This is a genomic window from Streptomyces sp. NPDC031049 (genome assembly GCF_055571015.1).
In genome coordinates this window covers 324,969-349,383 of sequence record NZ_JBVIGC010000004.1, presented here as the reverse complement: position 1 = coordinate 349,383, position 24,415 = coordinate 324,969, and the positions used below count along the sequence as shown (strand labels likewise).

At 71.1% G+C, this 24,415-nt stretch carries 22 protein-coding genes, 1 tRNA gene and 3 pseudogenes; 14 read left to right on the top strand and 12 right to left on the bottom strand.

Features of this window, described 5'->3' with window-relative positions:
- Positions 1–177 precede the first annotated feature (177 nt).
- Entirely contained in the window at positions 178–1,854 is a 1,677-nt protein-coding gene (locus ACZ45Q_RS09315) for a vWA domain-containing protein (RefSeq protein ID WP_468257225.1), read from the top strand.
- On the opposite strand, the pseudogene nhaA reads toward ACZ45Q_RS09315, so the two are convergent.
- Positions 1,811–3,233, bottom strand: a pseudogene (nhaA, locus tag ACZ45Q_RS09310) (Na+/H+ antiporter NhaA). The gene ACZ45Q_RS09315 and the pseudogene nhaA sit on opposite strands and share 44 nt — an antisense overlap.
- A gap of 222 nt (positions 3,234–3,455) precedes the next feature.
- On the opposite strand from nhaA, the gene ACZ45Q_RS09305 reads away from it, so the two are divergent.
- Positions 3,456–3,950, top strand: coding sequence for a DUF5994 family protein (locus ACZ45Q_RS09305; protein WP_468257222.1), 495 nt, complete (start codon positions 3,456–3,458; stop codon positions 3,948–3,950).
- A gap of 66 nt (positions 3,951–4,016) precedes the next feature.
- On the opposite strand, the gene ACZ45Q_RS09300 is transcribed toward ACZ45Q_RS09305, so the two are convergent.
- From ACZ45Q_RS09300 to ACZ45Q_RS09290, 3 genes and pseudogenes are all read right to left on the bottom strand, one after another.
- Positions 4,017–4,418 (bottom strand): DUF5994 family protein, encoded by a 402-nt coding sequence (locus ACZ45Q_RS09300; protein WP_468257219.1) that lies wholly within the window; start codon positions 4,416–4,418, stop codon positions 4,017–4,019.
- Between the two features lie 151 nt (positions 4,419–4,569).
- On the bottom strand, positions 4,570–4,794 hold the full coding sequence (locus tag ACZ45Q_RS09295) for a hypothetical protein (protein ID WP_468257216.1): 225 nt from the start codon (positions 4,792–4,794) through the stop codon (positions 4,570–4,572).
- Positions 4,795–5,029: 235 nt separating this feature from the next.
- Positions 5,030–5,395: pseudogene (locus ACZ45Q_RS09290) on the bottom strand (PP2C family protein-serine/threonine phosphatase); the annotation flags it as partial.
- Here ACZ45Q_RS09290 and ACZ45Q_RS09285 point away from each other — a divergent pair.
- A complete protein-coding gene (locus ACZ45Q_RS09285; RefSeq protein WP_468257213.1) occupies positions 5,350–5,802 on the top strand; it encodes a hypothetical protein in 453 nt (150 codons plus the stop codon). The pseudogene ACZ45Q_RS09290 and the gene ACZ45Q_RS09285 overlap by 46 nt on opposite strands.
- A gap of 15 nt (positions 5,803–5,817) precedes the next feature.
- Here ACZ45Q_RS09285 and ACZ45Q_RS09280 read toward each other — a convergent pair.
- Both ACZ45Q_RS09280 and ACZ45Q_RS09275 read right to left on the bottom strand, forming a co-directional pair.
- A pseudogene (locus ACZ45Q_RS09280) lies at positions 5,818–6,367 on the bottom strand (mobilization protein); the annotation flags it as partial.
- A gap of 121 nt (positions 6,368–6,488) precedes the next feature.
- Positions 6,489–6,562: transfer RNA gene (locus ACZ45Q_RS09275), tRNA-Gly, on the bottom strand.
- A 283-nt stretch (positions 6,563–6,845) separates the two neighbouring features.
- On the opposite strand from ACZ45Q_RS09275, the gene ACZ45Q_RS09270 reads away from it, so the two are divergent.
- From ACZ45Q_RS09270 to ACZ45Q_RS09260, 3 genes are all read left to right on the top strand, one after another.
- Positions 6,846–7,016, top strand: coding sequence for a hypothetical protein (locus ACZ45Q_RS09270; RefSeq protein WP_468257566.1), 171 nt, complete (start codon positions 6,846–6,848; stop codon positions 7,014–7,016).
- A gap of 82 nt (positions 7,017–7,098) precedes the next feature.
- Positions 7,099–7,674, top strand: coding sequence for a dCTP deaminase (gene dcd, locus ACZ45Q_RS09265; RefSeq protein WP_468257211.1), 576 nt, complete (start codon positions 7,099–7,101; stop codon positions 7,672–7,674).
- Positions 7,675–7,708: 34 nt separating this feature from the next.
- On the top strand, positions 7,709–8,206 hold the full coding sequence (locus ACZ45Q_RS09260; RefSeq protein ID WP_468257208.1) for a phosphoribosyltransferase: 498 nt from the start codon (positions 7,709–7,711) through the stop codon (positions 8,204–8,206).
- Between the two features lie 142 nt (positions 8,207–8,348).
- On the opposite strand, the gene ACZ45Q_RS09255 is transcribed toward ACZ45Q_RS09260, so the two are convergent.
- The gene (locus tag ACZ45Q_RS09255; RefSeq protein ID WP_468257205.1) at positions 8,349–9,200 is read right to left on the bottom strand and encodes a calcium-binding protein; all 852 of its coding nucleotides are present in this window, start codon (positions 9,198–9,200) and stop codon (positions 8,349–8,351) included.
- Between the two features lie 337 nt (positions 9,201–9,537).
- Here ACZ45Q_RS09255 and ACZ45Q_RS09250 point away from each other — a divergent pair, with 337 nt between their 5' ends.
- A complete protein-coding gene (locus tag ACZ45Q_RS09250) occupies positions 9,538–11,088 on the top strand; it encodes an FG-GAP repeat protein (RefSeq protein ID WP_468257202.1) in 1,551 nt (516 codons plus the stop codon).
- Between the two features lie 139 nt (positions 11,089–11,227).
- Here the strand turns inward: ACZ45Q_RS09250 and ACZ45Q_RS09245 are convergent, their stop codons facing one another.
- Complete coding sequence (locus tag ACZ45Q_RS09245) at positions 11,228–12,238, bottom strand: Yip1 family protein (RefSeq protein ID WP_468257200.1); 1,011 nt, start codon at positions 12,236–12,238, stop codon at positions 11,228–11,230.
- Between the two features lie 133 nt (positions 12,239–12,371).
- Positions 12,372–14,654 (bottom strand): (Fe-S)-binding protein, encoded by a 2,283-nt coding sequence (locus ACZ45Q_RS09240; protein ID WP_468257197.1) that lies wholly within the window; start codon positions 14,652–14,654, stop codon positions 12,372–12,374.
- 480 nt (positions 14,655–15,134) lie between these two features.
- Here ACZ45Q_RS09240 and dnaK point away from each other — a divergent pair, with 480 nt between their 5' ends.
- The 6 genes from dnaK (at position 15,135) to ACZ45Q_RS09210 (ending at position 19,973) form a co-directional block, all read left to right on the top strand.
- The gene (dnaK, locus tag ACZ45Q_RS09235) at positions 15,135–16,985 is read left to right on the top strand and encodes a molecular chaperone DnaK (RefSeq protein WP_468257194.1); all 1,851 of its coding nucleotides are present in this window, start codon (positions 15,135–15,137) and stop codon (positions 16,983–16,985) included.
- Positions 16,982–17,656, top strand: a complete 675-nt coding sequence (gene grpE / locus ACZ45Q_RS09230; RefSeq protein ID WP_468257191.1) for a nucleotide exchange factor GrpE — start codon at positions 16,982–16,984, stop codon at positions 17,654–17,656. The genes dnaK and grpE overlap by 4 nt, the downstream gene beginning before the upstream one ends.
- Positions 17,657–17,704: 48 nt before the next feature.
- Positions 17,705–18,889 (top strand): molecular chaperone DnaJ, encoded by a 1,185-nt coding sequence (gene dnaJ / locus ACZ45Q_RS09225; RefSeq protein ID WP_468257188.1) that lies wholly within the window; start codon positions 17,705–17,707, stop codon positions 18,887–18,889.
- A 6-nt stretch (positions 18,890–18,895) separates the two neighbouring features.
- Positions 18,896–19,345, top strand: coding sequence for a heat shock protein transcriptional repressor HspR (locus ACZ45Q_RS09220; RefSeq protein WP_468257185.1), 450 nt, complete (start codon positions 18,896–18,898; stop codon positions 19,343–19,345).
- A 159-nt stretch (positions 19,346–19,504) separates the two neighbouring features.
- Positions 19,505–19,678 (top strand): hypothetical protein, encoded by a 174-nt coding sequence (locus ACZ45Q_RS09215; RefSeq protein WP_468257182.1) that lies wholly within the window; start codon positions 19,505–19,507, stop codon positions 19,676–19,678.
- A 10-nt stretch (positions 19,679–19,688) separates the two neighbouring features.
- Complete coding sequence (locus ACZ45Q_RS09210) at positions 19,689–19,973, top strand: hypothetical protein (protein WP_468257180.1); 285 nt, start codon at positions 19,689–19,691, stop codon at positions 19,971–19,973.
- 3 nt (positions 19,974–19,976) lie between these two features.
- Here ACZ45Q_RS09210 and ACZ45Q_RS09205 read toward each other — a convergent pair whose 3' ends face one another.
- The gene (locus ACZ45Q_RS09205) at positions 19,977–20,975 is read right to left on the bottom strand and encodes a helix-turn-helix transcriptional regulator (protein WP_468257177.1); all 999 of its coding nucleotides are present in this window, start codon (positions 20,973–20,975) and stop codon (positions 19,977–19,979) included.
- Between the two features lie 302 nt (positions 20,976–21,277).
- Here ACZ45Q_RS09205 and ACZ45Q_RS09200 point away from each other — a divergent pair, with 302 nt between their 5' ends.
- Complete coding sequence (locus tag ACZ45Q_RS09200) at positions 21,278–21,523, top strand: helix-turn-helix domain-containing protein (protein WP_468257174.1); 246 nt, start codon at positions 21,278–21,280, stop codon at positions 21,521–21,523.
- A gap of 96 nt (positions 21,524–21,619) precedes the next feature.
- On the opposite strand, the gene ACZ45Q_RS09195 is transcribed toward ACZ45Q_RS09200, so the two are convergent.
- Positions 21,620–22,291, bottom strand: a complete 672-nt coding sequence (locus ACZ45Q_RS09195; RefSeq protein WP_468257172.1) for a hypothetical protein — start codon at positions 22,289–22,291, stop codon at positions 21,620–21,622.
- A 71-nt stretch (positions 22,292–22,362) separates the two neighbouring features.
- A complete protein-coding gene (locus ACZ45Q_RS09190; protein ID WP_468257169.1) occupies positions 22,363–24,132 on the bottom strand; it encodes an ABC transporter ATP-binding protein in 1,770 nt (589 codons plus the stop codon).
- Between the last annotated feature and the right edge of the window lie 283 nt (positions 24,133–24,415).

The window sequence follows — 24,415 nt, the reverse complement described above, 5'->3', positions numbered from 1 at the left end:
ATGAACGGCAGGGACGGGACCGGCCTCGACGGGAACGGCCCACACGGGGACAGGACCGGTGGTGACCGGACGGGTGGTGACCGGACGGATAGTGATGACCGAACCGGCAGCGGTCGAACCCGCAGCGACCGCCCCCCGGCCGCGCTCGGCGAGCTGGCGGCACGGGCCGGGAAGTGGTTGGGTCTGTCCGCCGCCCCCGAGCGGCACACCGCGGTCGTCGTCGCGGACCGGTCCGACCTGATCGCCTGGCGCGACACCTACGAGCAGTCGGCGGCACTGCGCGACCTCGCCGAGGAGCTGGACCAGCGTGACGACGGAACCACCGACCTGCTGACCGACGCGTTCCTGGCCGCCTACCGGGCCCGCCCCCGTCTCCGCGAGCCCGCGGAGATGGCCCCCTCCCGGCTGGTCAACCACCAGATCATCACCGCACTGGTGGAGTCCCCGGAGTTCGCCGCACTGCGCCGGGAGACCACGGGCGACCCCTACGCCGCCGCCATGGCCGTGCTCGCCCAGGCCACCGCACTGCGCCGGATGCTGGCCCACGCCCGGGAAGCCCGCGAGGCACGCGAGGCACGGGAGAGCGCCGAGCAGGCGGAGCGGGCCCGGCGGGACGCGGAAGACGCGGCGACCGCCGTGGGCGAGGCGCTCCGGCAGGCGGCGGAGGCGGCCCAGGCAGCGGACGCGGACGGGTCGGACGGAGCGGACACCGTGCCGGACCCGGCCGCCGAGGCCGTACGACGGGCGGCCGAGACCGCCGAGGCCACGGCACGGCGGGCCGACCAGGCCGCCCGGGCCGCGGCGCGGACCCTCGGGGCGGCGGTCCCCGGCATCGGCGCCGCCGCACGGCACGGCGTGGCCGAGGCCGCCGAGACGGTACGGAAGGAGGCCGCGCTGATGCGGGCGTGGGGCGTCGGCGCCGGCGAGCTGGAGCGGATGCCGTTCGACCGGCGTGCCCGGCTCGCCGAGCGGCTGCGCACCGGCCGCCTCGCACAGTGGGCCGAGCTGATCGGGCGCTTCCGGCAGATGGCCGAGGGCGAGCGGGCCCGCAAGGTGGAGAACACCACGGGTGAGCTGGTCGGCGTCACGCTCGGCAACGACCTCTCCCGCGTCATCCCCTCCGAGCTGGCGGGCCTGGGCCTGCCCGAGCTGCGCGCGGTGTTCGCCGCGCGCTACGCCGCCGGGGAGCTGATGCTCTACGACACCCAGGGCGAGCAGGCCACGGGCCGGGGCGCGGTCATCGCGTGCGTGGACACCTCGCACTCCATGTACGAGGCGGGGCCCGGCGGAGTAACCCGGGAGGCGTGGGCCAAGGCCTGCGCCCTGGCGCTGCTGGACCAGGCCCGCCACGCCGGCCGCGACTTCGTCGGCATCCTCTTCTCGGCCCCCGGCAAGCTCCAGGTCTTCCGCTTCCCGGCCGACCGCCCACCAGGCACCCCCCGAGGCACCGACCGCCCCGTTCCCTGGGGCACCGACCGATCCCTCACCTGGGCCGGGGACGGGGGTCTCGACCAGGTCGTCGACTTCGCGGAGACCTTCCTCGGCGGCGGGACCAGCTACCAGACGCCGCTGACGGCGGCCGGCGAACTGCTGGAGGAGGAGTTCGACGACGCCGCCCGCACGCGCGGCGACATCGTGCTGATCACCGACGACGACTGCGGCGTCACCGCGGATTGGATGCGGGGCTGGAACGAGCGCAAGCACCGGCTGGGCTTCCGGGTCTTCGGCGTGGCCGTCGGCGCCCCGCGCGCCGCCGCGGCGGATTCGGTCCTGGACGCCCTGTGCGACAACCTCCGCTCCGTCGAGGACCTCACCGACGTCCACGCCGCGGCCGACCTCTTCCGCGTGATCTGACCGTGAGCCTGGGTGCCCGGCGACGGGAGACGGCGATGAAGGTCACCGTGCCGTCCACGCCGGGCGACCCGGGCGCGGGTCTGTCCGTGTGCTGTTGGTGGGCGTGGGGGCTGCCGTCGGCGTCCTCGTCGCGGTTCTCCGCCTCCCAGAGCTTGCGGTAGATGCGGTCACGACGTTTGACCAGCAGCGACGCCAGGCCCGCGGCGAGCACCGAGGCCAGCAGGACCGCGGCCTTGATCTGCCCGGCGGCTGCCGGGTCGGGAAAGGACACCTCGGTGATCAGGAGAGCGACCGTGAAGCCGATACCGGACAGCACCGCGAGGGCGAAGACGTCGGCCCAGGTCAGGTCAGGGTTGAGCCGGGCGCGCGTGAACCGGGCGGCGAGGTAGGTTCCGGTGAAGATCCCCACCGACTTGCCGACGACCAGTCCCAGCAGCACGCCCAGCGGCTCCGGCCGGGTGAACGTCTCGCCCAGCGCGGGGAGCGAGATGCTCACTCCGGCGGCGAACAGGGCGAACAGCGGCACGGCGAAGCCGGCGGACACCGGTCGCAAGAGGTACTCGGTGCGTTCCCCGGGCGAGAAGTCCTCCCCCGCTCCCCGGTCGCGGACGCAGCGCAGGGCCAGGCCCATGGCCACCCCGGACACGGTGGCATGCACCCCGCCGTTGTAGGTCAGCGCCCAGATGGCCACGCCCAGTGGCACGTACCACCACCAGCCACGCACCCGGAACCGCTGCAACAGGCAGAACACCACCAGTCCGGCGAAGGCTCCCCCGAGCGCGGCCGGCTGCAGACCACTGGAGAAGAACACCGCAACGACGAGGATCGCGCCCAGGTCGTCGACGACCGCGAGGGTCAGCAGGAAGGCCCGCAGAGCGGTGGGCAGGTGGGTACTGAGTACGGCGAGCACCGCCAGGGCGAAGGCGATGTCGGTGGCCATCGGCACCGCCCAGCCTCCCGCCCGCCCGCCCGCCGCCTGCCGTGACCGCGGTCAGGTAGATCGCCGCAGGTACCACCATGCCGCAGACCGCGGCGACGACCGGAAGGACCGCCATGGCCGGGGTGCTCAGCCCGCCGGCCACGAGTTCGCGCTTGAGTTCGATACCGGCGACCAGGAAGAAGACGGTGAGCAGGCCGTCGGCGGTCCAGTGCTGCACCGAGAGGTCCAGCCCCAGCGCGGGTACGCCGAAGTGGAGGTCACGCAGCGACTCGTAGCTTCCGTTCCACGGGGTGTTCGCCCACACCAGCGCCACCACCGCGGCGCCCAGAAGCACCAGGCCGCCGACCGTCTCCGTCCGCAGCGCCCGGGCCACCTGTACGCGTTCGGACCAGGGCAGCAGCCCGAGGAAGACGGACCGCGTTCGCGGGGCAGCGCACAAGGAGGAACCTCCGGGTATCGCCACGTGACCATGAAGCAACGCCGTTTTGTGCCTGCTCATGCCTGTTGAACGGCAGATTCCCCCACGTTATCGCGGCAGGCCTCCGAGCCCGAGCACATGCCCTGCGCACATCCGGACGCGGCTCCCCTCCCGGAACCTGGAGGAGTACCGTGAAGCGAGGAGACTTTCTCCTGTGCCGTCCCCGGTAGGCAGGCGAGTGCGATGTCCGACCCCGATTCTCCGCGGGTGACCAGGCCCCTGCCCGACGCCGTCCACCGGACTCTTCCACGACCGGGAACCGCCGTGGTGCGGCTCGAGACGACCCATGACCGGCAGGGCGTGCTCGACGGGGCGTGGTGGCCCCGTTCCCGCGATCTCGGCGGTGAACTCCCCGGCCTGGTCTCCGCGCTGTCCGAGTACCTCGGGGACATCACCCGTGTCGGCCTGGACAGCGACGCCTGGGAGGATCTGCCGACGCGGATGACGGTCGACGGCCGTGTCGTCCACATCGACTCCTTCCCGGCCGGTGACGACACCGTCCTGATCACCCGGGGTGGCAACGACCTCTTCTCGCTCCTCGTCGTCCCACCGCACGCCACGCCCGACGCGGCGCGTGCCGCCATGGCCGCGGCCGTTCGCCCCGGCAGTCAGACGCGGGCGGAACAGATCCTCATCGACACCGGCGCCGAACGTGCCGGCCGGGGACGCCCCGCCTGATCGCCACCGGACCGAGCCGGCTGGGCGGGGCGTGCACCCTTCACGCCGCTCCACATGCACGCTGCCCTACGCCGCCGCGGCCATGAGCCGGGTGGCTGACGACGTGCTGGTCAGGGGCGGCACCACGAGGAGATCCCACTGGCCCGCGGTGTAGGACTGCAGCAGGATCCGGTGCGGGTCGAGGGACTCGGCGAAACGGTCGACCGTCACCTCGTGATCGTTGACGACGACCACACCGTGCGGGGTGAGCCGCCAGTGACGGGGATTGACGGCGACGTGGGTGAGCCGCCCCCACAGCGGATCGATCACGTCGGCCAGTTCACCGAGTTCGCGCGCCAGGTCGCGGGTCCGTGGCCACCAGACGCCGTCCGGCCGGCCGAAACGGCTGGCGGATCCGAGGACGAGACGCGCGGCACGAGGCCGGAAGGGCGCCGCGTGCGGGCGGAGCCGGGTCGTGTTCAAGGTCATGACGACAAGCCTGACTGCGGGCCTCCCCGATCTACGGACGGAGCGCCCCGCGGTGTTGCACCGAGGACGGGACCGGCGGCTGCGCAGACCCGCGAGAGCCCTCGATGCCCTCAGGCTACTCCTCGATGCTCCCTGACAAGAGGCGCCGGCCTCAGCGGCTGGCCTCCAGCCACGACCGGGCCGGTTCCTCCACACGGGTCGTGTCCACCGTGAGTTCGAGTCGGGTGCCGCCGTCGCCGCCCGCGGGGAAGCTGCGCTGCTCCGTCGCGGCGAAGCTGTGGCGGAGGACCTCCGCCACCCGACGGGCGACCTCGGGTGACGCGGCGACGACCTGTACGTCGGCGTACCCGGCCGGGGGTGCTTCCTGGGACGTCATGACGACCTCGCTGTGCGACAGGAAAGGTTGCCGGTCACTGTACTCCGCGGGAGCCCCTCCCGTTCGATGAACGCCGGCGGATACCAGGGGGAACCGGTCCGCCACCGGCGTGCTGATGCCCCTCGGTCTCGTCAGCGTAGTCATCGGTGAGCAAAAGGGGTGTGACGGTCGGTCAACCGTGCCGCGGCAGTGGCGGGCGTCTCTGCGGCACGGCCCGGGCGACACCACCGCCGTCTCATGGCGGGGGCAGGCGCAGGGCGAGCAGGGCCACGTCGTCGGTGCTGCCGGGCGGCAGGTGGGCGAGCACGTCGCCGCACAGGGTGTCCAGCGGTTCGTGGGCCAGCGCGAGGGCGTGCCGGCGCAGCCGGTCCAGGCCCGTGTCGAGGTCGCTGCCCGGGGTCTCGACGAGCCCGTCGGTGTAGAGCAGCAGGGTGGAGCCTGGCTCCAGGGGATGTGTGGCGTCCGGTCGGCCCGCGCCGCCGACGGGTCCGGTGCCGAGGAGCAGTCCCTGGCCGGCTTCCAGGTAGCACGCGGTGCCGTCCGGGGAGAGGAGCAGTGGGGGCGGATGTCCCGCGCTGGTCCAGCGGAGCGTCCATCTGCCTGGGAAACTCCCTCTCCTACGTGTACGACAACCAGGACATCCAGGCGGTCTTCCGGACCTTCGCAGCGCACGCCCGTCCTGGGACGCTCCTCGTACTCTGCTGCTCCGTAGCCCCGGTCGAGCGTGATGAGCCGCAGGAAGCAGAGGTCGAGACCGGATCGGGCACGGCCCATGTGACCATCAGCTACGAGTGGGACCTGCGGGCCCGGATGAACACCATGCGGCGGCACAGGGTGTTCGACTCAGGTGAGGAAACACGGGACGTGATCCGTCGGCGTGTTCTCGGGCCGCGTGAACTGGAGCTGTACGTGACCCTCGCCGGCTTCGACGTCATACAGATCACCGACGGGATCGGAGCAGGCACCTTGAACGAGCCCACCGCGTACACCGTGGCCCGGTACGGGTGATCAGGACCGCGGTCGTCAGCGCCCACGGCGGGGAGCATTCCCTGTCGGGCCGGGCGCCGACTGCGTGGTGGGCGCCGAACGCGAGGTGTGCCGGTTGACTCGGAGGGCCGTGGCATTGCGGTCGTCGGGTAGTGCGGGCAGGTGAGCGCTGCGGCGCAGGCGCCAGACGAGGACGTCGCTCATGGATCCGGCGGAGCGTAGTTCGCGCCGTGCCGTGGCTTCGGTCAGCAGCGTGGCCGGGTCATGGCCGGCCCTCCGGGCGTCGTCGAGTGTGACGGCCAAGGCCGGCCACCCGGGCCTCGGCTTGGATCTGGTCGGCCAGCTCCGGCAGCACTTGGTGGAGAAGGTTCGCCTGCTGTTGCCGAACACGTGGAGCCAGTCGCCGGCCTCGCTGGCTGAGTACGGTCATGGGCTGGACTGCGGCGGCCTGATAGGCGGCGCGGAGGTGCTCGGCGGTTTGCCGGGCCGCGGCGGCCTGCTGGCTGTGATGCTTCCTGGCGTGCCACTTCGCCGCGGCGGTCACGACGAAGAAGCCCATGTCGAGTTGGCCAGCGCGTCCAGGACCTCTCCGGTCATTCAGTCGCGCCGTTACCACCCACCTGCACTTAGAGCACGCGGAGGCACGCCACCCTGCGATTGCACTAGAGAACAAGAGACCCCCAGGCTGATGACCTGGGGGTTCAGAGTGGAGCGGGTGACGAGAATCGAACTCGCGCTCTCAGCTTGGGAAGCTGATGTTCTACCATTAAACTACACCCGCGTAAGACGCCGACTCGGAGCCGGTGTCCGGACGCTTCGACACTCTACCTCATCACTGGCCCCCGGTGCCCGCGCCGTGGGGTCTCGCTGTGTTTCAGCGGTGTGATGCGGCTGCGGCGGGCCGGAGTTGGGGCGTACGGTGGGGCACCCGGGAACGGCCTCGCGGGTGTGGGGCGCCGCCTGGAGGGCGGGCGGAGTGCCGCCTGGAGAGTCGTTCCTTTGATCCCGTACTGTGGCTTTTGTCGTCAGGGCAGCAAGCCAGACGCGGCTCTTGGGGAAGGGACTTGAAGGACTTGATGGAGCGCACCGTCGTCCGCTGTGCCGATGGGCACGTGTTCAGCACCTCGTCGTTCCCGATGCAGCAGGCCGAGCGACTCGGCCCCGGACGGCTCATGCGCTGTCCGCGGTGCGCGCGGCTGCGCAGCGTCGTCCCCGTCGGAGCGGGCAAGCACTAGGGCCCGCCCCGCCGGATACCTGGTCAGGCGCGCGAAGCCGTCCGATTGTGGGCGCTCCGCGCGCCTTGCGTATCCTCGGGGCGTGCTTCTCTCAGACAAGGACATCCGGGCCGAGATCGATGCCGGGCGGGTACGGATCGATCCCTACGACGACTCCATGGTCCAGCCGTCGAGCGTCGACGTGCGCCTCGACCGCTACTTCCGGGTGTTCGAGAATCACCGGTACCCGCACATCGACCCGTCCGTCGAGCAGACCGACCTGACCCGGCTCGTCGAGCCCGAGGGGGATGAGCCCTTCATCCTGCACCCCGGCGAGTTCGTGCTGGCCAGCACGTACGAAGTGATCACGCTGCCCGACGATCTCGCCTCGCGGCTGGAGGGGAAGAGCTCGCTCGGGCGGCTCGGGCTCGTCACCCACTCCACCGCCGGGTTCATCGACCCCGGTTTCTCCGGGCACGTGACGCTGGAGCTGAGCAATCTGGCGACGCTGCCCATCAAGCTGTGGCCCGGTATGAAGATCGGGCAGCTGTGCATGTTCCGGCTCAGCTCCCCGGCCGAGTACCCGTACGGGAGCGAGCGGTACGGGTCGCGGTACCAGGGCCAGCGGGGGCCGACCGCCTCCCGGTCCTACATCAACTTCCATCGGACCCAGGTATGAGCCGGGTATGAGCCAGGACGCAGGTAATCCAGGTATGAGTGACGTACGGGAGAATCTCAGCTACGAGCAGTTCGGCGTCGCCGTACGCGATCTCGCGCAGGCGGTCGCCGACGACGGCTACCGGCCCGACATAGTGCTCTCCATCGCCCGCGGCGGCGTCTTCGTGGCCGGCGGGCTGGCGTACGCGCTCGACTGCAAGAACATCCACCTGGTCAACGTGGAGTTCTACACGGGCGTCGGCACCACGATGGAGATGCCGGTCATGCTGGCCCCCGTACCGAACGCCATCGACTTCTCCGACAAGAAGGTCCTCATCGCCGACGACGTCGCCGACACCGGCAAGACGCTCAAGCTGGTGCGGGACTTCTGCCTGGACACCGTGGCCGAGGTCCGCAGCGCCGTGATCTATGAGAAGTCCCACTCCCTCGTGAAGTGCGAGTACGTGTGGAAGCGCACCGAGGACTGGATCAACTTCCCGTGGTCCGTCCAGCCGCCGGTCGTCCGGCGCAGCGGGCAGGTGCTCGACGCCTAGCGGCCCGGCCCGCGGGAGTACGGGGACACAGCGCACGGGGACACCAGCGCACGGGGACAGCCCCGCGGTCGGCGCATCGACCGCGGGGCTGTCCCGTACCGGCGAACGAGCGTCGGCGCACGTCAGCGCACGTCAGCGCATGTCAGCGCACGTCGACGTAGTCGCCGCCCGAGGTCGCCGAGGACGTGGTGCTGTTGCCCGGGTAGTAGAACCGCCAGGTGCCGTCGGCGGAGGCGGTCACCGTGGCCTTCACGGCGCCCGAGGAGGAGCTGCTGACCGTCTTGACGGTGGTGTAGGTGCTGCTGCCGGCCTTCTTGAACTGGAGCTGGACCTGCTGGCTGCCGTAGCCGTAGTACTTCAGGTACGTCCAGCTGATGCGGCTCAGGTTGCCCGTGACCGTGATGGTCTTGCCCTTGCTCACCGGCTCGGGGGTGGCGTTGAGGGACTTGATCTGGGCGGCGCGCTTCACCCAGTGGTTCTTGTACGTGTAGTTCTCGACGAGGTCGTAGTCCGTGCCCACCGCGGCGGCGTACACGTTCCACCGGCCGGCCAGACCGCTGTCGTAGATGTTGGTGTTCGGGTCGGCCGTCAGGACCACCTTGCAGGTGGACTTGGTGGCGCTCCAGTGCTCGCAGTCGGTGGAGATGTCGTCGGTGTCCGGGACGATGGCGCCGTCGACGTCGGTCTCCAGGTCGCTGCCGTGCCACAGGAAGGCCTGGACGCCCTCGACGCCTTCGGGGTTGGTCGCCGTCACGTAGACGTTGAAGGTCTTCTTGTACGTCCCGCCGACCACGACGTCCTTGTTGGCGTTGACGGTGACCTTGGTGATCTGGATGTCGTCGACGTCCCGCGTCGACACTTCGCCGTCGGTCATGAACGGCGTGACATCGGGCACGGCCGGGGTGTCGTCGGCCTGTGCGGCCGGGGCGACGAGAGCCGTGAGGGCCAGGGCGCCGGACAGGGTCGCGGCGGCCAGGCTGGCACGCATACGCATGGATGCTTCCCCAAGTGACAAGAGGGGCCCTGGTGGGTGGTGACCACTGGCGTGGTGACCACGGGGCCGGGGCCCGCTGCTTCGGAGGAGTCTGTTGACTCGGCACGTAGACCCACGAGCGGGAAGAACAGTTGTACGGCGGATGAAGATTTCTCGTACGTCCGGTGAGCACAACCAAGATTGCGTCCCGCGGGTCTCCCAGGCGGCGGTGTCAGGTGCCGGAGTACCGGAGTACCGGAGTACCGGAGTACCGGAGTACCGGAGTCCGGGAATGCCGGTGCCAGGCGTCGGGGCGCCGTCGTGTCAGTTGTCACCGGAGTGTTCAGGAGACTGTCCCGTGGGATACAGATATCGCCGTGCCGCGTTGGCCACCACCGTCGCGGCCGTGATGGCCGGAGGGCTGCTCTCCGTGGCCCCCGGAACCGCGGTCGCGGCCGGGTCCGGTCTGCCGGGGGACTTCGACGGCGACGGGATACGGGACCTCGCCGTCGGCGGCCCGGGTGCCAGGGTGGGCGGCAGCGTGTTCGGCAAGGGCGGCGACGGCGACTTCGGGGCCGGCGGGATCGTCGTCTACTACGGCACCGGGGGCGGGGTGTCGCCCGAGCGGTCCGCCTACCTCGACCAGGACTCGCCGGACGTGCCGGGCGAGGCGGAGCCGTACGACCTGTTCGGCGCCTCCACCGCCGCCGGCGACTTCGACTCGGACGGCTATGCGGACCTGGCCGTCTCCGCCCCGCGCGAGGACGTGCCGGGGGACGCGAACAACGGCGAGGTGCAGATCCTGTGGGGCTCCCCGCAGGGGCTGAGGTCCGGCACGGTGGTCGCGGACCCGGCGCCGAGCCGGCACGACCACTTCGGGGCCGCGCTCGCCGCGGGCGACTTCGACGGCGACGGCAAGGACGACCTGGTCGTCGGCTCGTCGTCGAGCACGCTGCTCGTCTTCCAGGGCGGTATCGGCAGGGACGGCACCGCGGGCGAGGTCGCCTCGCGGCCGATGCCGCTGCGCGGTGCCCTGGACGCCGGCATCCTCAACCTCACCGCGGGCGACGTCGACCGGGACGGCCACACCGACCTGGTGGTCGACGGCCTGAGCGACAAGGCCGACGCCGCCGGCGTGTACCACAACACCAACTACTACCTGCCGGGCTCCCCGGACGGCCTGACCGCGGTCGGCAGCAAGCGGCTGCCCGGCGGGGTGAGCGGCGCCGTCGGGGACATCGACGGCGACGGCTACGGCGACATCGTCACCGGTGTCTACTGGGGCCGCACCACGCCGGACGGCCCGATCGGCGGCAAGGTGATCGTCCACTACGGTTCCGCCGCGGGCCCGTCGTCCCGTACGCAGACCATCACGCAGGAGTCCGGGAACGTCCCCGGCGGCTCGGAGAACTGGGACAAGTTCGGCTCGGCGGTCGCCCTCGGCGACATCGACGGCGACGGCCGGATGGACCTGTCGGTCGGGGTGGAGCAGGAGGACTTCCGCGACGCCGACGGTGGGCAGCAGTACAACAAGGGCGCGGTGACCGTGCTCTACGGCTCCGCGGACGGCGTCGACACCGACGAGCGCGTGCAGTACTTCCACCAGGCGAGCGCCGGTGTGCCGGGCACCTGGCACTGGGGTCAGCAGTGGGGCGCCAACCTGACGGCGGGCGACCTCGACGGCGACGGGAAGGCCGAGGTGGCCGTCGGGTCCCTGTGGGACGACAACGGCGACGGTTCGGTGACCGTCCTGCCGTCGGACGGCAAGCAGCTCTCCACCACCGCGCCCGGAGTGGTCCGGCTGCGGGGCAAGGAGGCCGGCATGGACCCGGTCAACTACCCGCAGTTCGGTGCCTCGCTGCACAACTCGCGGGCGCTGAAGGACATCGAGGGGTCGGACCAGGGCTGATCCCCGGACGGCCGTCCCCCGACGGCCGCCCCCGGGCGGCTGGGGGCGTGCACGCGCGTGGGGCCCGCCGGGAGATCCCGGCGGGCCCCACGCGGGCTCCGGCGTCGGACGCGCCCCCCGGCTCACGGGGGACCGGGGCTCAGACGGTGCCGAGCTTCACGATCGACAGCAGGGCGATGAGCTGGATCGCCGACGCCCCCAGTGCCTTCGGCCAGGGCAGGTCGTGGGAGCGGCCGACCATGAGCGTCAGCAGCGCGCCGCCCGCCACCCACGTGGCCCAGCCCAGGACCTGGACGAACGGTGCGTCGCCGCCGAGGAACAGGGCGAAGAGCAGGCGGGGCGCGTCCGAGACGGACATGATCAGCATGGAGAGGCCGACCGTCGGCTGCCAGGCCCCGTCGCCGCCGAGCTGGCGGGCCAGCGTGTGGGTGACGACGCCGAGGACGAAGGCGCTGAGCACCATGGCGACGGCCGTCATCAGCACGATCGGGACGGCGTTCGACAGGGTGGCGTTGATCGCCTCCTCGCGGGCGCCGTCGAAGCCGAAGACGGCCAGCAGGCCGTAGAGGAAGGTCACGACGAGGGCCGGGCCCCACACGGCGTAGTCGCGCATCTGGAGGAAGGTGCGGCCGGGGGCGAGGACGATGCCCCTGAGCAGTTCCTTCCAGTGCAGGCGCGGACCGATGGGGCCGGGCGGCGGGGCCGAACCGGCGCGGTAGGTCTCGCCCTGGCTGTACGGGTCCTCGCCGATCGCGAAGGCCTGGGTGTGACCCGGGTTGTTGGCCGCGTAGGGATCGTGCGGGGCCTGGGGGCCGCCGTGCGGGCCGCCCTGGCCGTAGCCGCCGTCACCGAAGTACTCCGGCTCGCCGTGGCCGCCGCCGTGCCCCGCGTGCGGCCACGGCCCGCCGCCCGCGCCGCCCGTGTAGGGCTGCTGCGGCGGGTACGGCTGCGGCGCCGGGGGATGGCCGTACGGCGGTCCCTGCGGCGTCTGCTGTCCGTGCGGGGGGTGTTGCGGTCGCGTCTGAGGAGCGCCGTTGTCCCGGCCGCGTCCGATCCTGAATCCAGCCACGCCTTCGAACGTACCTGGTCCCCGAGAGTGACGTGCCCGGCCCGGCCTTTCCGCACCGCCATTGCGGCCGACCTGTGACATCCCCTACGGGGGTTGACCGGGGCTTCCCTTAAGGGGCCCGCCGAGGGGCCGGCGGGCCCCGGCACACGCCGACGCCCCCGTGTCCGGCTGCGGGCACGGGGGCGTCGGCGGGGCGCCGGGCGGGGCGCCGGGGTCACTTCACCGGTTCGGGCTCCGGCGCGGTCTCCGACTCCGCCGAACCCTCCGGGTCCACCGGCGTCTTGACCGACTCCAGCAGCAGCTGGGCGACGTCCACCACCTGGATGGACTCCTTGGCCTTCCCGTCGTTCTTCTTGCCGTTGACCGAGTCGGTCAGCATGACGAGGCAGAACGGGCAGGCGGTGGAGACGATGTCCGGGTTCAGGGAGAGGGCCTCGTCGACGCGCTCGTTGTTGATGCGCTTGCCGATGCGCTCCTCCATCCACATCCGGGCGCCGCCGGCGCCGCAGCAGAAGCCGCGCTCCTTGTGGCGGTGCATCTCCTCGTTGCGGATGCCGGGGACCTTGCCGATGATCTCGCGCGGGGGCGTGTAGATCTTGTTGTGGCGGCCCAGGTAGCACGGGTCGTGGTAGGTGATGATGCCCTCGACCGGGGTGACCGGGGTGAGCTTGCCCTCGTCGACGAGGTGCTGGAGCAGCTGCGTGTGGTGGATGACCTCGTAGTCGCCGCCGAGCTGCGGGTACTCGTTGCCGAGGGTGTTGAGGCAGTGCGGGCAGGTGGCGACGATCTTCTTCGCCGACTTCGGCTTGCGCGACTCGTCGGTGACCTTGCCGTCGTCGTCCATCTCCTCGCCGAAGGCGGCGTTGAGGGACATGACGTTCTCCATGCCCAGTTCCTGGAAGAGCGGCTCGTTGCCCAGGCGGCGGGCGGAGTCACCGGTGCACTTCTCGTCGCCGCCCATGATCGCGAACTTCACGCCCGCCATGTGGAGCAGCTCCGCGAAGGCCTTGGTGGTCTTCTTGGCGCGGTCCTCCAGGGCGCCGGCGCAGCCGACCCAGTAGAGGTACTCGACCTCGGTGAGGTCCTCGATGTCCTTGCCGACGACCGGGACCTCGAAGTCGACCTCCTTGGTCCACTCCAGGCGCTGCTTCTTGGCCAGGCCCCAGGGGTTGCCCTTCTTCTCCAGGTTCTTGAGCATCGTGCCCGCCTCGGACGGGAACGCGGACTCGATCATGACCTGGTAGCGGCGCATGTCGACGATGTGGTCGACGTGCTCGATGTCGACCGGGCACTGCTCGACGCAGGCGCCGCAGGTGGTGCAGGACCACAGGACGTCCGGGTCGATGACGCCGTTGTCCTCGGCGGTGCCGATCAGCGGGCGCTCGGCCTCCGCCAGTGCCGCCGCGGGGACGCCCGCCAGCTGCTCCTCGGAGGCCTTCTCCTCGCCCTCCATGGTCTTGCCGCCGCCCGCGAGCAGGTAGGGCGCCTTGGCGTGCGCGTGGTCGCGCAGCGACATGATCAGCAGCTTGGGGGAGAGCGGCTTGCCGGTGTTCCAGGCGGGGCACTGCGACTGGCAGCGGCCGCACTCGGTGCAGGTGGAGAAGTCCAGCAGGCCCTTCCAGGAGAACTGCTCGACCTGGGAGACGCCGAAGACGTCGTCCTCGCCGGGGTCGGTGAAGTCGATCGGCTTGCCGCCGGACGTCATCGGCAGCAGGGCGCCGAGGGCGGTCTCGCCGTCGGCCTTGCGCTTGAACCAGATGTTCGGGAACGCGAGGAAGCGGTGCCAGGCCACACCCATGTTGGTGTTCAGGCTGACCGTGATCATCCAGATCATGGTCGTGCCCAGCTTGATCATCGCGAAGAAGTAGACGAGGTTCTGGAGCGTCGCCACGCTCAGGCCCTCGAAGGCCAGCACCAGCGGGTACGAGGCGAAGTACGCGGCCTCGTAGCCCTCCACGTGGTGCAGGGCGCCCTCCAGGCCGCGCAGCACGTAGATGGCCAGGCCGATGGTGAGGATGACGTACTCGACGAAGTACGCCTGGCCCATCTTGGAGCCGGTGAACCGGGACTTGCGGCCCGGCCGCGTCGGCAGGCTCAGCAGCCGGATGACGATCAGCACCAGGATGCCGAGGGTCGTCATCGCGCTGATGAACTCGATGTACAGCTCGTACGGCAGGAAGCCGCCCAGCACCGGCAGCACCCAGTCGGCCTGGAACAGCTGGCCGTACGCCGTGACGATGGTCGGCGGCAGGGTCAGGAAGCCGATCGCCACGAACCAGTGGGCGATGCCGACGATGCCCCAGCGGTTCATGCGGGTGTGGCCGAGGAACTCCCGTACCAGGGTCACGCTGCGCTGGTAGGGGTTGTCGGTACGGGTGCCGGCGGGTACGGGCTGGCCCAGTTTGAAGTACCGGACGAACTGACCGATGGCGCGCGCGAGCAGCGCCACGCCGACCACGGTCAGCACCAGCGACACGATGATCGCGGCGAGTTGCATGGGGGCTCCTCGGGCCTGCGAGATCTGATTACTAAGCGGTAACTTATGCAGTCCGTTCGAGACTACCCGCATCTTCTGCCGCACTGTAGCCAGGGCCGCGGTGATCTGCGTCGCTGAGGCAACCCTGAGCGCAGCGGTGTCGGGGCCCGGGTCTGCCGTGCGGCCGGAGCCTGCCGTTCATGGGGAATCGTGATGTTCGCCCTATTTTAGGTCGCCGCGCTACGGGAACACCGCCACCGTCGCCACCACCGCCGCCGCGCCGTCGTGCTCGCGCTGCCGCGGGCGCCCGTGCGTCACTCTGTCGTGAGGCGGATTTTCCCGTTCGCCGGGTCTGCGTTTCCGTATTGCCGCAGGTCAGAGCGTCGTTGCGTGTAAGGAACGGATAAGAGTTGAGTCAGCTCGACTCAGCTCTGTTGACCCAGCCCAGGCCGTCGTGCACACTTGAGCCTGTTCCACTCAAGTCAGCTGGAGGAATCAACCATGGCACGTGCGGTCGGCATCGACCTGGGCACGACTAACTCCGTCGTCAGCGTTCTGGAGGGCGGCGAGCCCACCGTCATCACCAACGCCGAGGGCGCCAGGACCACGCCGTCCGTCGTCGCCTTCGCCAAGAACGGCGAAGTCCTCGTGGGCGAGGTGGCCAAGCGCCAGGCGGTCACCAACGTGGACCGCACCATCCGGTCGGTCAAGCGCCACATGGGCACCGACTGGAAGATCAACCTCGACGGCAAGGACTTCAACCCGCAGCAGATCTCGGCGTTCATCCTCCAGAAGCTGAAGCGGGACGCCGAGTCCTACCTGGGCGAGAAGGTCACCGACGCGGTCATCACCGTCCCGGCGTACTTCAACGACGCCGAGCGCCAGGCCACCAAGGAGGCCGGCGAGATCGCGGGCCTGAACGTGCTGCGCATCGTCAACGAGCCGACCGCGGCGGCGCTGGCGTACGGCCTGGAGAAGGAGGACCAGACCATCCTGGTCTTCGACCTCGGTGGCGGTACGTTCGACGTCTCGCTGCTGGAGATCGGCGACGGCGTGGTCGAGGTGAAGGCCACCAACGGTGACAACCACCTCGGTGGCGACGACTGGGACCAGCGCGTCGTCGACTACCTGGTCAAGCAGTTCCAGTCCGGCCACGGCGTGGACCTGTCCAAGGACAAGATGGCGCTCCAGCGCCTCCGTGAGGCCGCCGAGAAGGCCAAGATCGAGCTGTCCTCCTCCACCGAGACCTCGATCAACCTGCCCTACATCACGGCGTCCGCCGAGGGCCCGCTGCACCTGGACGAGAAGCTCACCCGCGCCCAGTTCCAGCAGCTCACCAGCGACCTGCTCGAGCGCTGCAAGATCCCGTTCCACAACGTGATCAAGGACGCCGGCATCCAGCTGAGCGAGATCGACCACGTCGTCCTCGTCGGCGGCTCGACCCGTATGCCGGCCGTCGCCGAGCTGGTCAAGGAGCTGACCGGCGGCAAGGAGGCCAACAAGGGCGTCAACCCGGACGAGGTCGTCGCCGTCGGCGCCTCGCTCCAGGCCGGTGTCCTCAAGGGCGAGGTCAAGGACGTCCTGCTGCTCGACGTCACCCCGCTGTCCCTCGGCATCGAGACCAAGGGCGGCATCATGACCAAGCTGATCGAGCGCAACACCACGATCCCGACCAAGCGCTCGGAGATCTTCACCACGGCCGAGGACAACCAGCCGTCGGTGCAGATCCAGGTCTACCAGGGCGAGCGCGAGATCGCGGCGTACAACAAGAAGCTCGGCATGTTCGAGCTGACCGGTCTGCCCCCGGCGCCGCGCGGCGTCCCGCAGATCGAGGTCTCCTTCGACATCGACGCCAACGGCATCATGCACGTCACGGCGAAGGACCTCGGCACCGGCAAGGAGCAGAAGATGACCGTCACCGGCGGCTCCTCGCTGCCGAAGGACGAGGTCGACCGCATGCGCGAGGAGGCCGAGCGCTACGCGGAGGAGGACCACAAGCGCCGCGAGGCCGCCGAGACCCGCAACCAGGGCGAGCAGCTCGTCTACCAGACCGAGAAGTTCCTCAAGGACAACGAGGACAAGGTCCCGGGCGAGATCAAGACCGAGGTCGAGGAAGCCGTCAACGAGCTGAAGGAGAAGCTCAAGGGCGAGGACACGGCCGAGATCCGCACCGCCACCGAGAAGGTCGCCGCCGTCTCGCAGAAGCTGGGCCAGGCGATGTACGCCGACGCCCAGGGCGCGCAGGCCGCCGGCGGGCCCGAGGGCGCCGCGGCCGGTGGCGCCAAGCAGGCCGACGACGACGTGGTGGACGCCGAGATCGTCGACGACGAGCGCAAGGACGGTGCCGCGTGACGGAGGAGACCCCGGGTTTTGACGAGAAGCCCGACGTCCCCTCCGGCGCCGAGAACACCGACGACGCCGAGCCGAAGGCCGCCGCCCCCTCCTCGGAGGCGGGGGCGGCCCCGGCCGGGGACGCGAGCCAGGACGCGGGTCTGGTGGCCCAGCTGGACCAGGTGCGTACCGCGCTGAACGAGCGCACGGCGGACCTCCAGCGGCTCCAGGCCGAGTACCAGAACTACCGCCGCCGGGTCGAGCGGGACCGGGCCGCCGTCAAGGAGATCGCCATCGCGAACCTCCTGACCGAGCTGCTCCCGGTGCTCGACGACATCGGCCGCGCACGGGAGCACGGCGAGCTGGTCGGCGGGTTCAAGTCCGTCGCCGAGTCGCTGGAGACGGTCGCGGCCAAGCTGGGCCTCCAGCAGTTCGGCAAGGAGGGCGAGCCCTTCGACCCGACGATCCACGAGGCCCTGATGCACTCCTACGCCCCGGACGTCACCGAGACGACGTGCGTGGCGATTCTGCAGCCCGGGTACCGGATCGGCGAGCGCACCATCCGCCCCGCGCGGGTGGCCGTGGCCGAGCCGCAGCCGGGTGCGCAGACGGTCAAGCCGGCCGAGGAGAGTGCCGAGGGCAAGGCGGAGTCCGCGGAGAACAAGGAGAGCGGTGGCCCGGACGAGGGCTGAGCTTGAATCGATGGGACCTGCATCGATGCGAGAGGAGGGACGTCGGGGATGAGCACCAAGGACTTCATCGAGAAGGACTACTACAAGGTCCTCGGCGTCCCCAAGGACGCCACCGAGGCCGAGATCAAGAAGGCGTACCGGAAGCTCGCCCGCGAGTACCACCCGGACGCCAACAAGGGCAACGCCAAGGCCGAGGAGCGCTTCAAGGAGATCTCCGAGGCGAACGACATCCTCGGCGACCCCAAGAAGCGCAAGGAGTACGACGACGCCCGCGCCCTCTTCGGCAACGGCGGCTTCCGCCCCGGCCCCGGGGCGGGCGGCGGCTCCTTCAACTTCGACCTGAGCGACCTCTTCGGAGGCGGCGCCCAGGGCGGCGGCCAGGGGGCCGGCGGCTTCGGCGGCGGACTCGGTGACGTCTTCGGGGGTCTGTTCAACCGCGGCGGTGCCGGTGCGGGCACCCGCACCCAGCCGCGGCGCGGCCAGGACATCGAGTCCGAGGTCACCCTGAGCTTCACGGAGGCCATCGAGGGCGCCACGGTGCCGCTCAGGATGTCCTCCCAGCAGCCCTGCAAGGCCTGTTCGGGCACCGGCGACAAGAACGGCACGCCGCGCGTGTGCCCGACCTGCGTCGGCACCGGCCAGGTGGCGCGGGGCTCCGGCGGCGGCTTCTCGCTGACCGACCCGTGCCCGGACTGCAAGGGCCGCGGCCTGATGGCCGAGAGCCCCTGCGACGTCTGCAAGGGCTCCGGACGCGCCAAGTCCTCGCGGACGATGCAGGTCCGCATCCCGGCCGGGGTGTCGGACGGACAGCGGATCCGGCTGCGGGGCAAGGGCGCGCCCGGCGAGCGGGGCGGCCCGGCGGGCGACCTGTACGTGGTGGTCCACGTCAAGGAGCACCGCGTCTTCGGCCGCAAGGGCGACAACCTCACCGTCACCGTCCCGGTCACCTTCGCCGAGGCGGCGCTCGGCGGGGAGGTGCGGGTCCCGACCCTGGGCGGGCCGCCGGTCACGCTGAAGCTGCCGGCGGGCACGCCCAACGGGCGGACCATGCGGGCCCGCGGCAAGGGCGCGGTCCGCAAGGACGGCACCCGCGGCGATCTGCTGGTCACCGTCGAGGTGAGTGTTCCGAAGGACCTGACGGGGAAGGCTCGTGACGCGCTCGAGGCGTATCGCGAGGCGACCGCGGGCGAGGACCCGCGGGCGGAGCTGTTCCAGGCCGCGAAGGGAGCTTGATTCGAGATGGACGGCCGTCGACGCAATCCGTATGAACTGACCGAGGACACCCCGGTCTACGTCATCTCGGTGGCGGCCCAGCTCTCCGGCCTGCACCCGCAGACCCTGCGCCAGTACGACCGCCTGGGCCTGGTGTCGCCGGACCGCACCGCCGGCCGGGGCCGCCGCTACTCGGCCCGCGACATCGAACTGCTCCGGCAGGTGCAGCAGTTGTCGCAGGACGAGGGCATCAACCTGGCCGGCATCAAGCGCATCATCGAACTGGAGAACCAGGTCGCCGCCCTCCAGGCCCGGGTCGCCGAGCTCCAGGACGCGCTCGACGGCGCGGCCACGGCGATGCGCCAGCGGGAGGCGGCGGTGCACGCCTCGTACCGCCGTGACCTGGTGCCCTACCAGGAGGTGCAGCAGACCAGCGCGCTGGTGGTGTGGCGTCCGAAGCGGCAGCAGTCGGACTGACACCGCCTCGGCGCGGCGCGAGGGCCCGGAGATCCGTAGGGATCTCCGGGCCCTCGCGCATGCCGTGCCGGCCCGCTGACAGCAAGTGCCGTGACCGGTGCAGGATCCTGACAGCGTCCGGTCTTCAGCCGGTGCCCCGGCACTGGCAGAGTCGGAGGCATGGAGAACACGGGGGAAACGCAGAAGGCGCGCCGTTGCACCATCGTCAGGAAGGGGTTCCCGGCCCTCGCGCTGGGCCTGCTGGTCGCCCTGCCGGTGAGTACGACGGTGGGCGCGACGGTCACCGGCAAGGGCGGGCCGTCGGTCCGGGTGTCGGTCAACGGGTGGCAGTGAGACGGACGGGATGAAGGACACGGAGTTCCAGGACCTGGTGCTGGTGCGCAGACCGCGGGGCACCGCGCCCGCCGCGACCGCCGTGGTCAGAATCCTCGGCAAGCTGCCCGAGGGGTGGGAGCACTCCTGGCGACTCGACGAGGACGGGGGCCGGATCCAGTTGCGGATCCGGCCCCCGGCCGGTTCGCCGCCCTCGGCGGCCCGGACCTGGCTGGCCGAGGCCCTCGGCGATCCGGCACTGCACTCCTGGACCACCGACGCCGCCGGCACCGCGGGCGTCGACGCCGCCGGCTGACGGTCAGATCCAGCCCCGCTCCCGGGCCAGCAGGGCCGCGTGCGGGCGGTTGCTGGCGTTCAGGGTGCGCAGGACGTCGGCGACGTGCCGGCGGTAGGTGCGCAGCGAGACGCCCAGTTCGCGGGCGCCGATCTCGTCCTTGGTGACGCGGCACATGGACTTCAGGACCTCCAGCTCCATGGGGGAGAGGGAGACAGCGTCCGCGTCCGGGTCGCCGAGCAGCCGGTCCAGGTCGGTGGCCCGGTCCCAGATCTTCTCGAACAGGGCCAGGATGCTGGCCACCAGCCCCGGTTCCCGGGCGACCAGGGCGCCGCGCGAGGTGTCCTCGGGGTCGGCCGGCACCAGGGCCGTGTGCCGGTCGTAGACGAGGACGCGCTCGGTGATGTCCGGGGCGACCCTGATCCTGGCGCCCTGGGCGCTCAGCGCGCGCAGGTAGGCCGCGGTCGCCGCGTCGCCCAGCGCCGCCTCGAGGACGACGCTGCGGATGCGCACCCCGCGGCGCAGACAGCGGCTGTCCAAGGGACGCGCGTGCTCGATGTTCTCCGGGGTGAGCGCCTGGTAGGGCTCGACCGAGAGGATCTCCTCGCGGGCGAAGAAGGCGAGGTCGTCGATCCGCTCCCGGATCTGCGCCAGGTTGGTCATCCGCTCGACGCCGCCGCCCGCCGAGGTGCGGGCGCCCTGTTCGGCGCGGAGTTCCTCGACCAGGTGGCGGGGTCTGGTCACCTGCTGCAACTCGTGGTGCAGCTCGCTGAGTCTGCGGTCGGTGAGCAGGCCGACCGCGATCTCGGGGTCCGCGGCCGTCAGGGTGCCCTCCTGCTCGCCGGGCCGCAGCAGACCGAGGCCGGTCAGGCGGCCCAGTGCCGCGCGGACCTCCTCCTGCGGTGCGTGCAGCAGCAGCTGGATGTCCTCCGCCGACGTGCCCGGATTCCTCAGGAAGTGGCGGTAGACGCGCTCCTCCATCGCGGTGAGCCCCAGCAGGCCCATGCTGCCATCGTTCTTCATCCTTCCCCCGTGGTCCTCCCGTACTGCGCGGGCCGGTGGACACGTCGCCGGAGACGGCTGGTCGGGCCGCGACGAAGCGGAATCCACCGAAAAGATCACGACACAGGGTAATGCGTTGGTCAAGGCCCCGCGGTCGTCGTCCGGCAGGATGGTGCCGCCCCCGGTGCAGCAAGCTGCTGCCCGCGCGTCCTGTCCGGCGGCCCGGCTCTTGGCAGGCTGGGAAGCGGTCGGACACCGGCCGACGTGAACGCCGGTCACGAGCCGACGCAACGGGACACGTCCGTACAACCAGGGGGACACACATGGCTGTTGTCGTACAGGAGCACGCGCCCGACTTCTCCGCGCTCACCGACCGCGAGCGGGAGGTCCTGCTGCTGCTCGCCACGGGGGAGCAGAACCGCCGGCTCGCGCGCCGCCTCGGCATCGCGGAGCGCACCGTGCGGGCCCACACGGCGAGCATCGTGCGCAAGCTCGACCTCACCTCGCGGTTCGAGGCGGCGATCGTCTCGCACCTGTACGCGGACGACATCCGGGGGGCGTGCGGCTGACGACCCGGCCAACACGCCAGAGCCCCTCCGGTACGGCACCGGAGGGGCTCCTTCCTGTCCGGGGCGGGCGGGCCTGCCGTGCCGGGCGGGTCCGGGTCAGCCGGGGAGCATGTCGCCGACGGCCTCGACGGCGAGCATCCACATCGGCTGGGCGCCGGTGCCGAACGCGGCGGCGAGCGCGTGGCCCAGGGACACGTCCAGCGCCTCGTACTCCACGCCCTCGCGCCACTCCGCCAGCACGTGCCCGTCACCGTCGGAGGAGAAGTCCCCGACGTGCTCACCGTCCCGCAGCAGGCGGCTGCCCGGGATCGAGTCGGGCACCAGGCGCCAGGTGCGCTCCCCGTACCGGACGTCGACGGCGAAGGAGCGCCGGGTCAGCCGGCCCTTGGCCAGGACGAGTCCGGCCCGCTCGCCGTCGACGAGCAGCGTGAGCAGGTCCCCGTCCCGGGTGCCGATCGGCGTGTGGTCGTCGGCCTCCGTGTCTTCCTCGCGGTACAGGTCGATGCGGGGCACCGCGTCGCCCTCGACGACGACCTCGCCCAGCTCGGTGTCCAGGTGGACGGATATCGTGCCGAACCGGTCGTCCTCGGTGACGGTCTCGCGGACGGGCTGCTCCTCGGCGTCCTCGTCCCAGTCGTCGCGGGCCTTGTCGCCGTGGCCGTCGCGGTCGTCGTGGGTGTCGTGGGCGTGCTGGTCGTCCGGCTGGTCCTGGCGGTCCTGCTGGTCCTGCTTGTCGAGTGAGGTCGCGGTCGCCGGGTCCTTCGGCATGCGGTCTTCCTTTGCTGTGCGGTCTGACGGGTGGTCAGTACGTCAGGTGAGGGGGGCGCTCACTTGGGCGCTCACGCTCCCGTGGCGGTCAGCTGGGTGGCCGCCAGGTCCCGGTACAGCTCGTCCCTGCCCAGGAGTTCCCCGTGCCGTCCATGGTCGCGCACCCGGCCGCCGGCGAGCAGCACCATGTGGTCGGCCGAGGTCACCGTGGACAGGCGGTGGGCGATCAGGATGACCGTGCAGTGCTCCGCCGCCCGTTCCACGGTGTGCCGCAGCGCGGTCTCGCTCAGCCCGTCCAGGTGGGCCGTCGCCTCGTCGAGCAGCAGCACCTGGGGGCGGCGCAGCAGCGCGCGGGCGATGGCCAGACGCTGGCGCTCACCGCCGGACAGGGCCAGGCCGCGGGCGCCGACGTGGGTGTCCAGGCCCTCGGGGAGCCGGGCGGCCAACGAGTCGAGCAGGGTGTCCCGCAGCACCCGCTCGACCTCCTCGTCGGTGGCGTCTGGGGCGGCGTACAGGAGGTTCTCCCGCAGGGTCCCGGCCAGCATCGGGGTGTCCTGCTCCACGTACGCGATCCGGCGGCGCACCTCGGCGCGGCTCAGCGTGGTGATGTCGGTGCCGTCGAGCAGCACGCGGCCGGCGTCGACGTCGTAGAACCGCTGGAGCAGCGAGAACACGGTCGTCTTGCCGCTGCCGGAGGGGCCGACGAGCGCGGTGACGGCGCCGGCCGGGGCGGTGAGGCTGACGTCGTCCAGGGTGGTGGCGCGGCCCGCGTAGGCGAAGGTGACGTGCTCCAGGGTGACCCGGGGCGGCGGGCCGGCGGGGCGGGCGGGGGTGATGTCCACGTCCGTCTCGATCTCCATGCGCTCGACCTCCTCGATCCGGGTGAGCGCGCCCAGGCCCTGCTGGAGCGAGGTGGTGCCGCCGACCAGGGACAGCACCGGGCCACCGAGGTTGAACAGGTAGAGCAGGAAGGCGATCAGCGCCGCCAGGTCGAGGGTGCCGGTGGCGACCAGGGCGCCGCCGAAGCCGATGACCGCCAGGAACGAGGCCTGCACGACCAGCGCCGAGAGCACCGCGATCGCGGCGTGGTAGCGGGCGCCGGCCAGGCCCGCGCGGTAGGCGTCCTCGGCCGCCGCGACGGCGCGCGCGGTCTCCGTCGCCTCGCCGCCGTTGGCCTTCACGGTCCGGGCGGCGCCGAGCGCGCGGTCCAGGGCGGCACCGATCTCGCCGACCGATGTCTGCGCGCGGGTGGTGACCTTGCGGATCCGCGGCATCACCACGCCCATGGCGACACCGACCACCAGCAGGACGCCGGAGGTGATGCCGAGCAGCGGCAGACTGGTCACGCCCATCAGGACGATGGTGGCCAGCAGGTGGATGCCTCCGTCCAGCAGCTGGATGACACCGCTGGTCGCCGCGTGCTGCACGAGCGTGCTGTCCGAGGTCACGCGGGTGGTCAGACCGCCGGGTTCGGTCTTGTCCAACTCCTTGGTACGCAGCCGGATCAGACGGTGGATCAGCCCGCGCCGGACGTGCAGCACGACCTTCTCCGCGGTGCGCTCGCTGACCAGGGCCTGGCTCCAGGTGAGCACGATCGAGCCGGCCAGCAGGGCCAGCATCAGCAGGATCTCGTCGCGCAGCCCCGTGCCGGTCATGAGCGCCGTGAGCGCCGACTCGACGACCATCGGCTGGGCCAGCCCCGCCGCGCTGCCCGCGAGGGTCAGCGCCAGGACCAGCATCAGGACGCGCCGGTGCGGGCGCGCGTGGGCGAGCAGGGCCCGCAGCGGCGGCCGGGGCGCGGGCCGCGGGGCCTGGGTGGTTGATGAGTCAGGAATGTTCACCCTGTTCTTTTTACGCGGGCGAACGGGGGCGCCGGTATTGGCGGTTGCGGCTATGCCGGGTGGGGCATTGCCGGGTGCGGCAATTCCGGGTGGGGCAATTCCGGGTGGGCGATGCCGGTCCCGGTATTGCCGGACGGGGTATTGCCGTTTCGGTCATGCCGGTCCCGGTATTGCCGCTTCGGGTCATGCCGTAACTGACAATGGCGGGCGGCTTTTTCGGTGGGCCATATTTCTCTCGTCCGCAGCGAACGGCGGCGGACGGCGGCTGACAAGCGCATCCGCT

What these genes read in the sequence shown, in the direction of transcription:
- ACZ45Q_RS09300 (WP_468257219.1), bottom strand. Translation starts at nt 4,418, where the DNA reads ATGACCTTGAACACGACCCGGCTCCGCCCGCACGCGGCGCCCTTCCGG.
- ACZ45Q_RS09305 (WP_468257222.1), top strand. Translation starts at nt 3,456, where the DNA reads ATGTCCGACCCCGATTCTCCGCGGGTGACCAGGCCCCTGCCCGACGCC.
- ACZ45Q_RS09240 (WP_468257197.1), bottom strand. Translation starts at nt 14,654, where the DNA reads ATGCAACTCGCCGCGATCATCGTGTCGCTGGTGCTGACCGTGGTCGGC.
- ACZ45Q_RS09210 (WP_468257180.1), top strand. Translation starts at nt 19,689, where the DNA reads ATGAAGGACACGGAGTTCCAGGACCTGGTGCTGGTGCGCAGACCGCGG.
- ACZ45Q_RS09255 (WP_468257205.1), bottom strand. Translation starts at nt 9,200, where the DNA reads ATGCGTATGCGTGCCAGCCTGGCCGCCGCGACCCTGTCCGGCGCCCTG.
- ACZ45Q_RS09260 (WP_468257208.1), top strand. Translation starts at nt 7,709, where the DNA reads ATGAGTGACGTACGGGAGAATCTCAGCTACGAGCAGTTCGGCGTCGCC.
- dnaK (WP_468257194.1), top strand. Translation starts at nt 15,135, where the DNA reads ATGGCACGTGCGGTCGGCATCGACCTGGGCACGACTAACTCCGTCGTC.
- dnaJ (WP_468257188.1), top strand. Translation starts at nt 17,705, where the DNA reads ATGAGCACCAAGGACTTCATCGAGAAGGACTACTACAAGGTCCTCGGC.
- ACZ45Q_RS09205 (WP_468257177.1), bottom strand. Translation starts at nt 20,975, where the DNA reads ATGAAGAACGATGGCAGCATGGGCCTGCTGGGGCTCACCGCGATGGAG.
- ACZ45Q_RS09295 (WP_468257216.1), bottom strand. Translation starts at nt 4,794, where the DNA reads ATGACGTCCCAGGAAGCACCCCCGGCCGGGTACGCCGACGTACAGGTC.
- ACZ45Q_RS09195 (WP_468257172.1), bottom strand. Translation starts at nt 22,291, where the DNA reads ATGCCGAAGGACCCGGCGACCGCGACCTCACTCGACAAGCAGGACCAG.
- ACZ45Q_RS09215 (WP_468257182.1), top strand. Translation starts at nt 19,505, where the DNA reads ATGGAGAACACGGGGGAAACGCAGAAGGCGCGCCGTTGCACCATCGTC.
- ACZ45Q_RS09245 (WP_468257200.1), bottom strand. Translation starts at nt 12,238, where the DNA reads ATGTCACAGGTCGGCCGCAATGGCGGTGCGGAAAGGCCGGGCCGGGCA.
- ACZ45Q_RS09200 (WP_468257174.1), top strand. Translation starts at nt 21,278, where the DNA reads ATGGCTGTTGTCGTACAGGAGCACGCGCCCGACTTCTCCGCGCTCACC.
- ACZ45Q_RS09220 (WP_468257185.1), top strand. Translation starts at nt 18,896, where the DNA reads ATGGACGGCCGTCGACGCAATCCGTATGAACTGACCGAGGACACCCCG.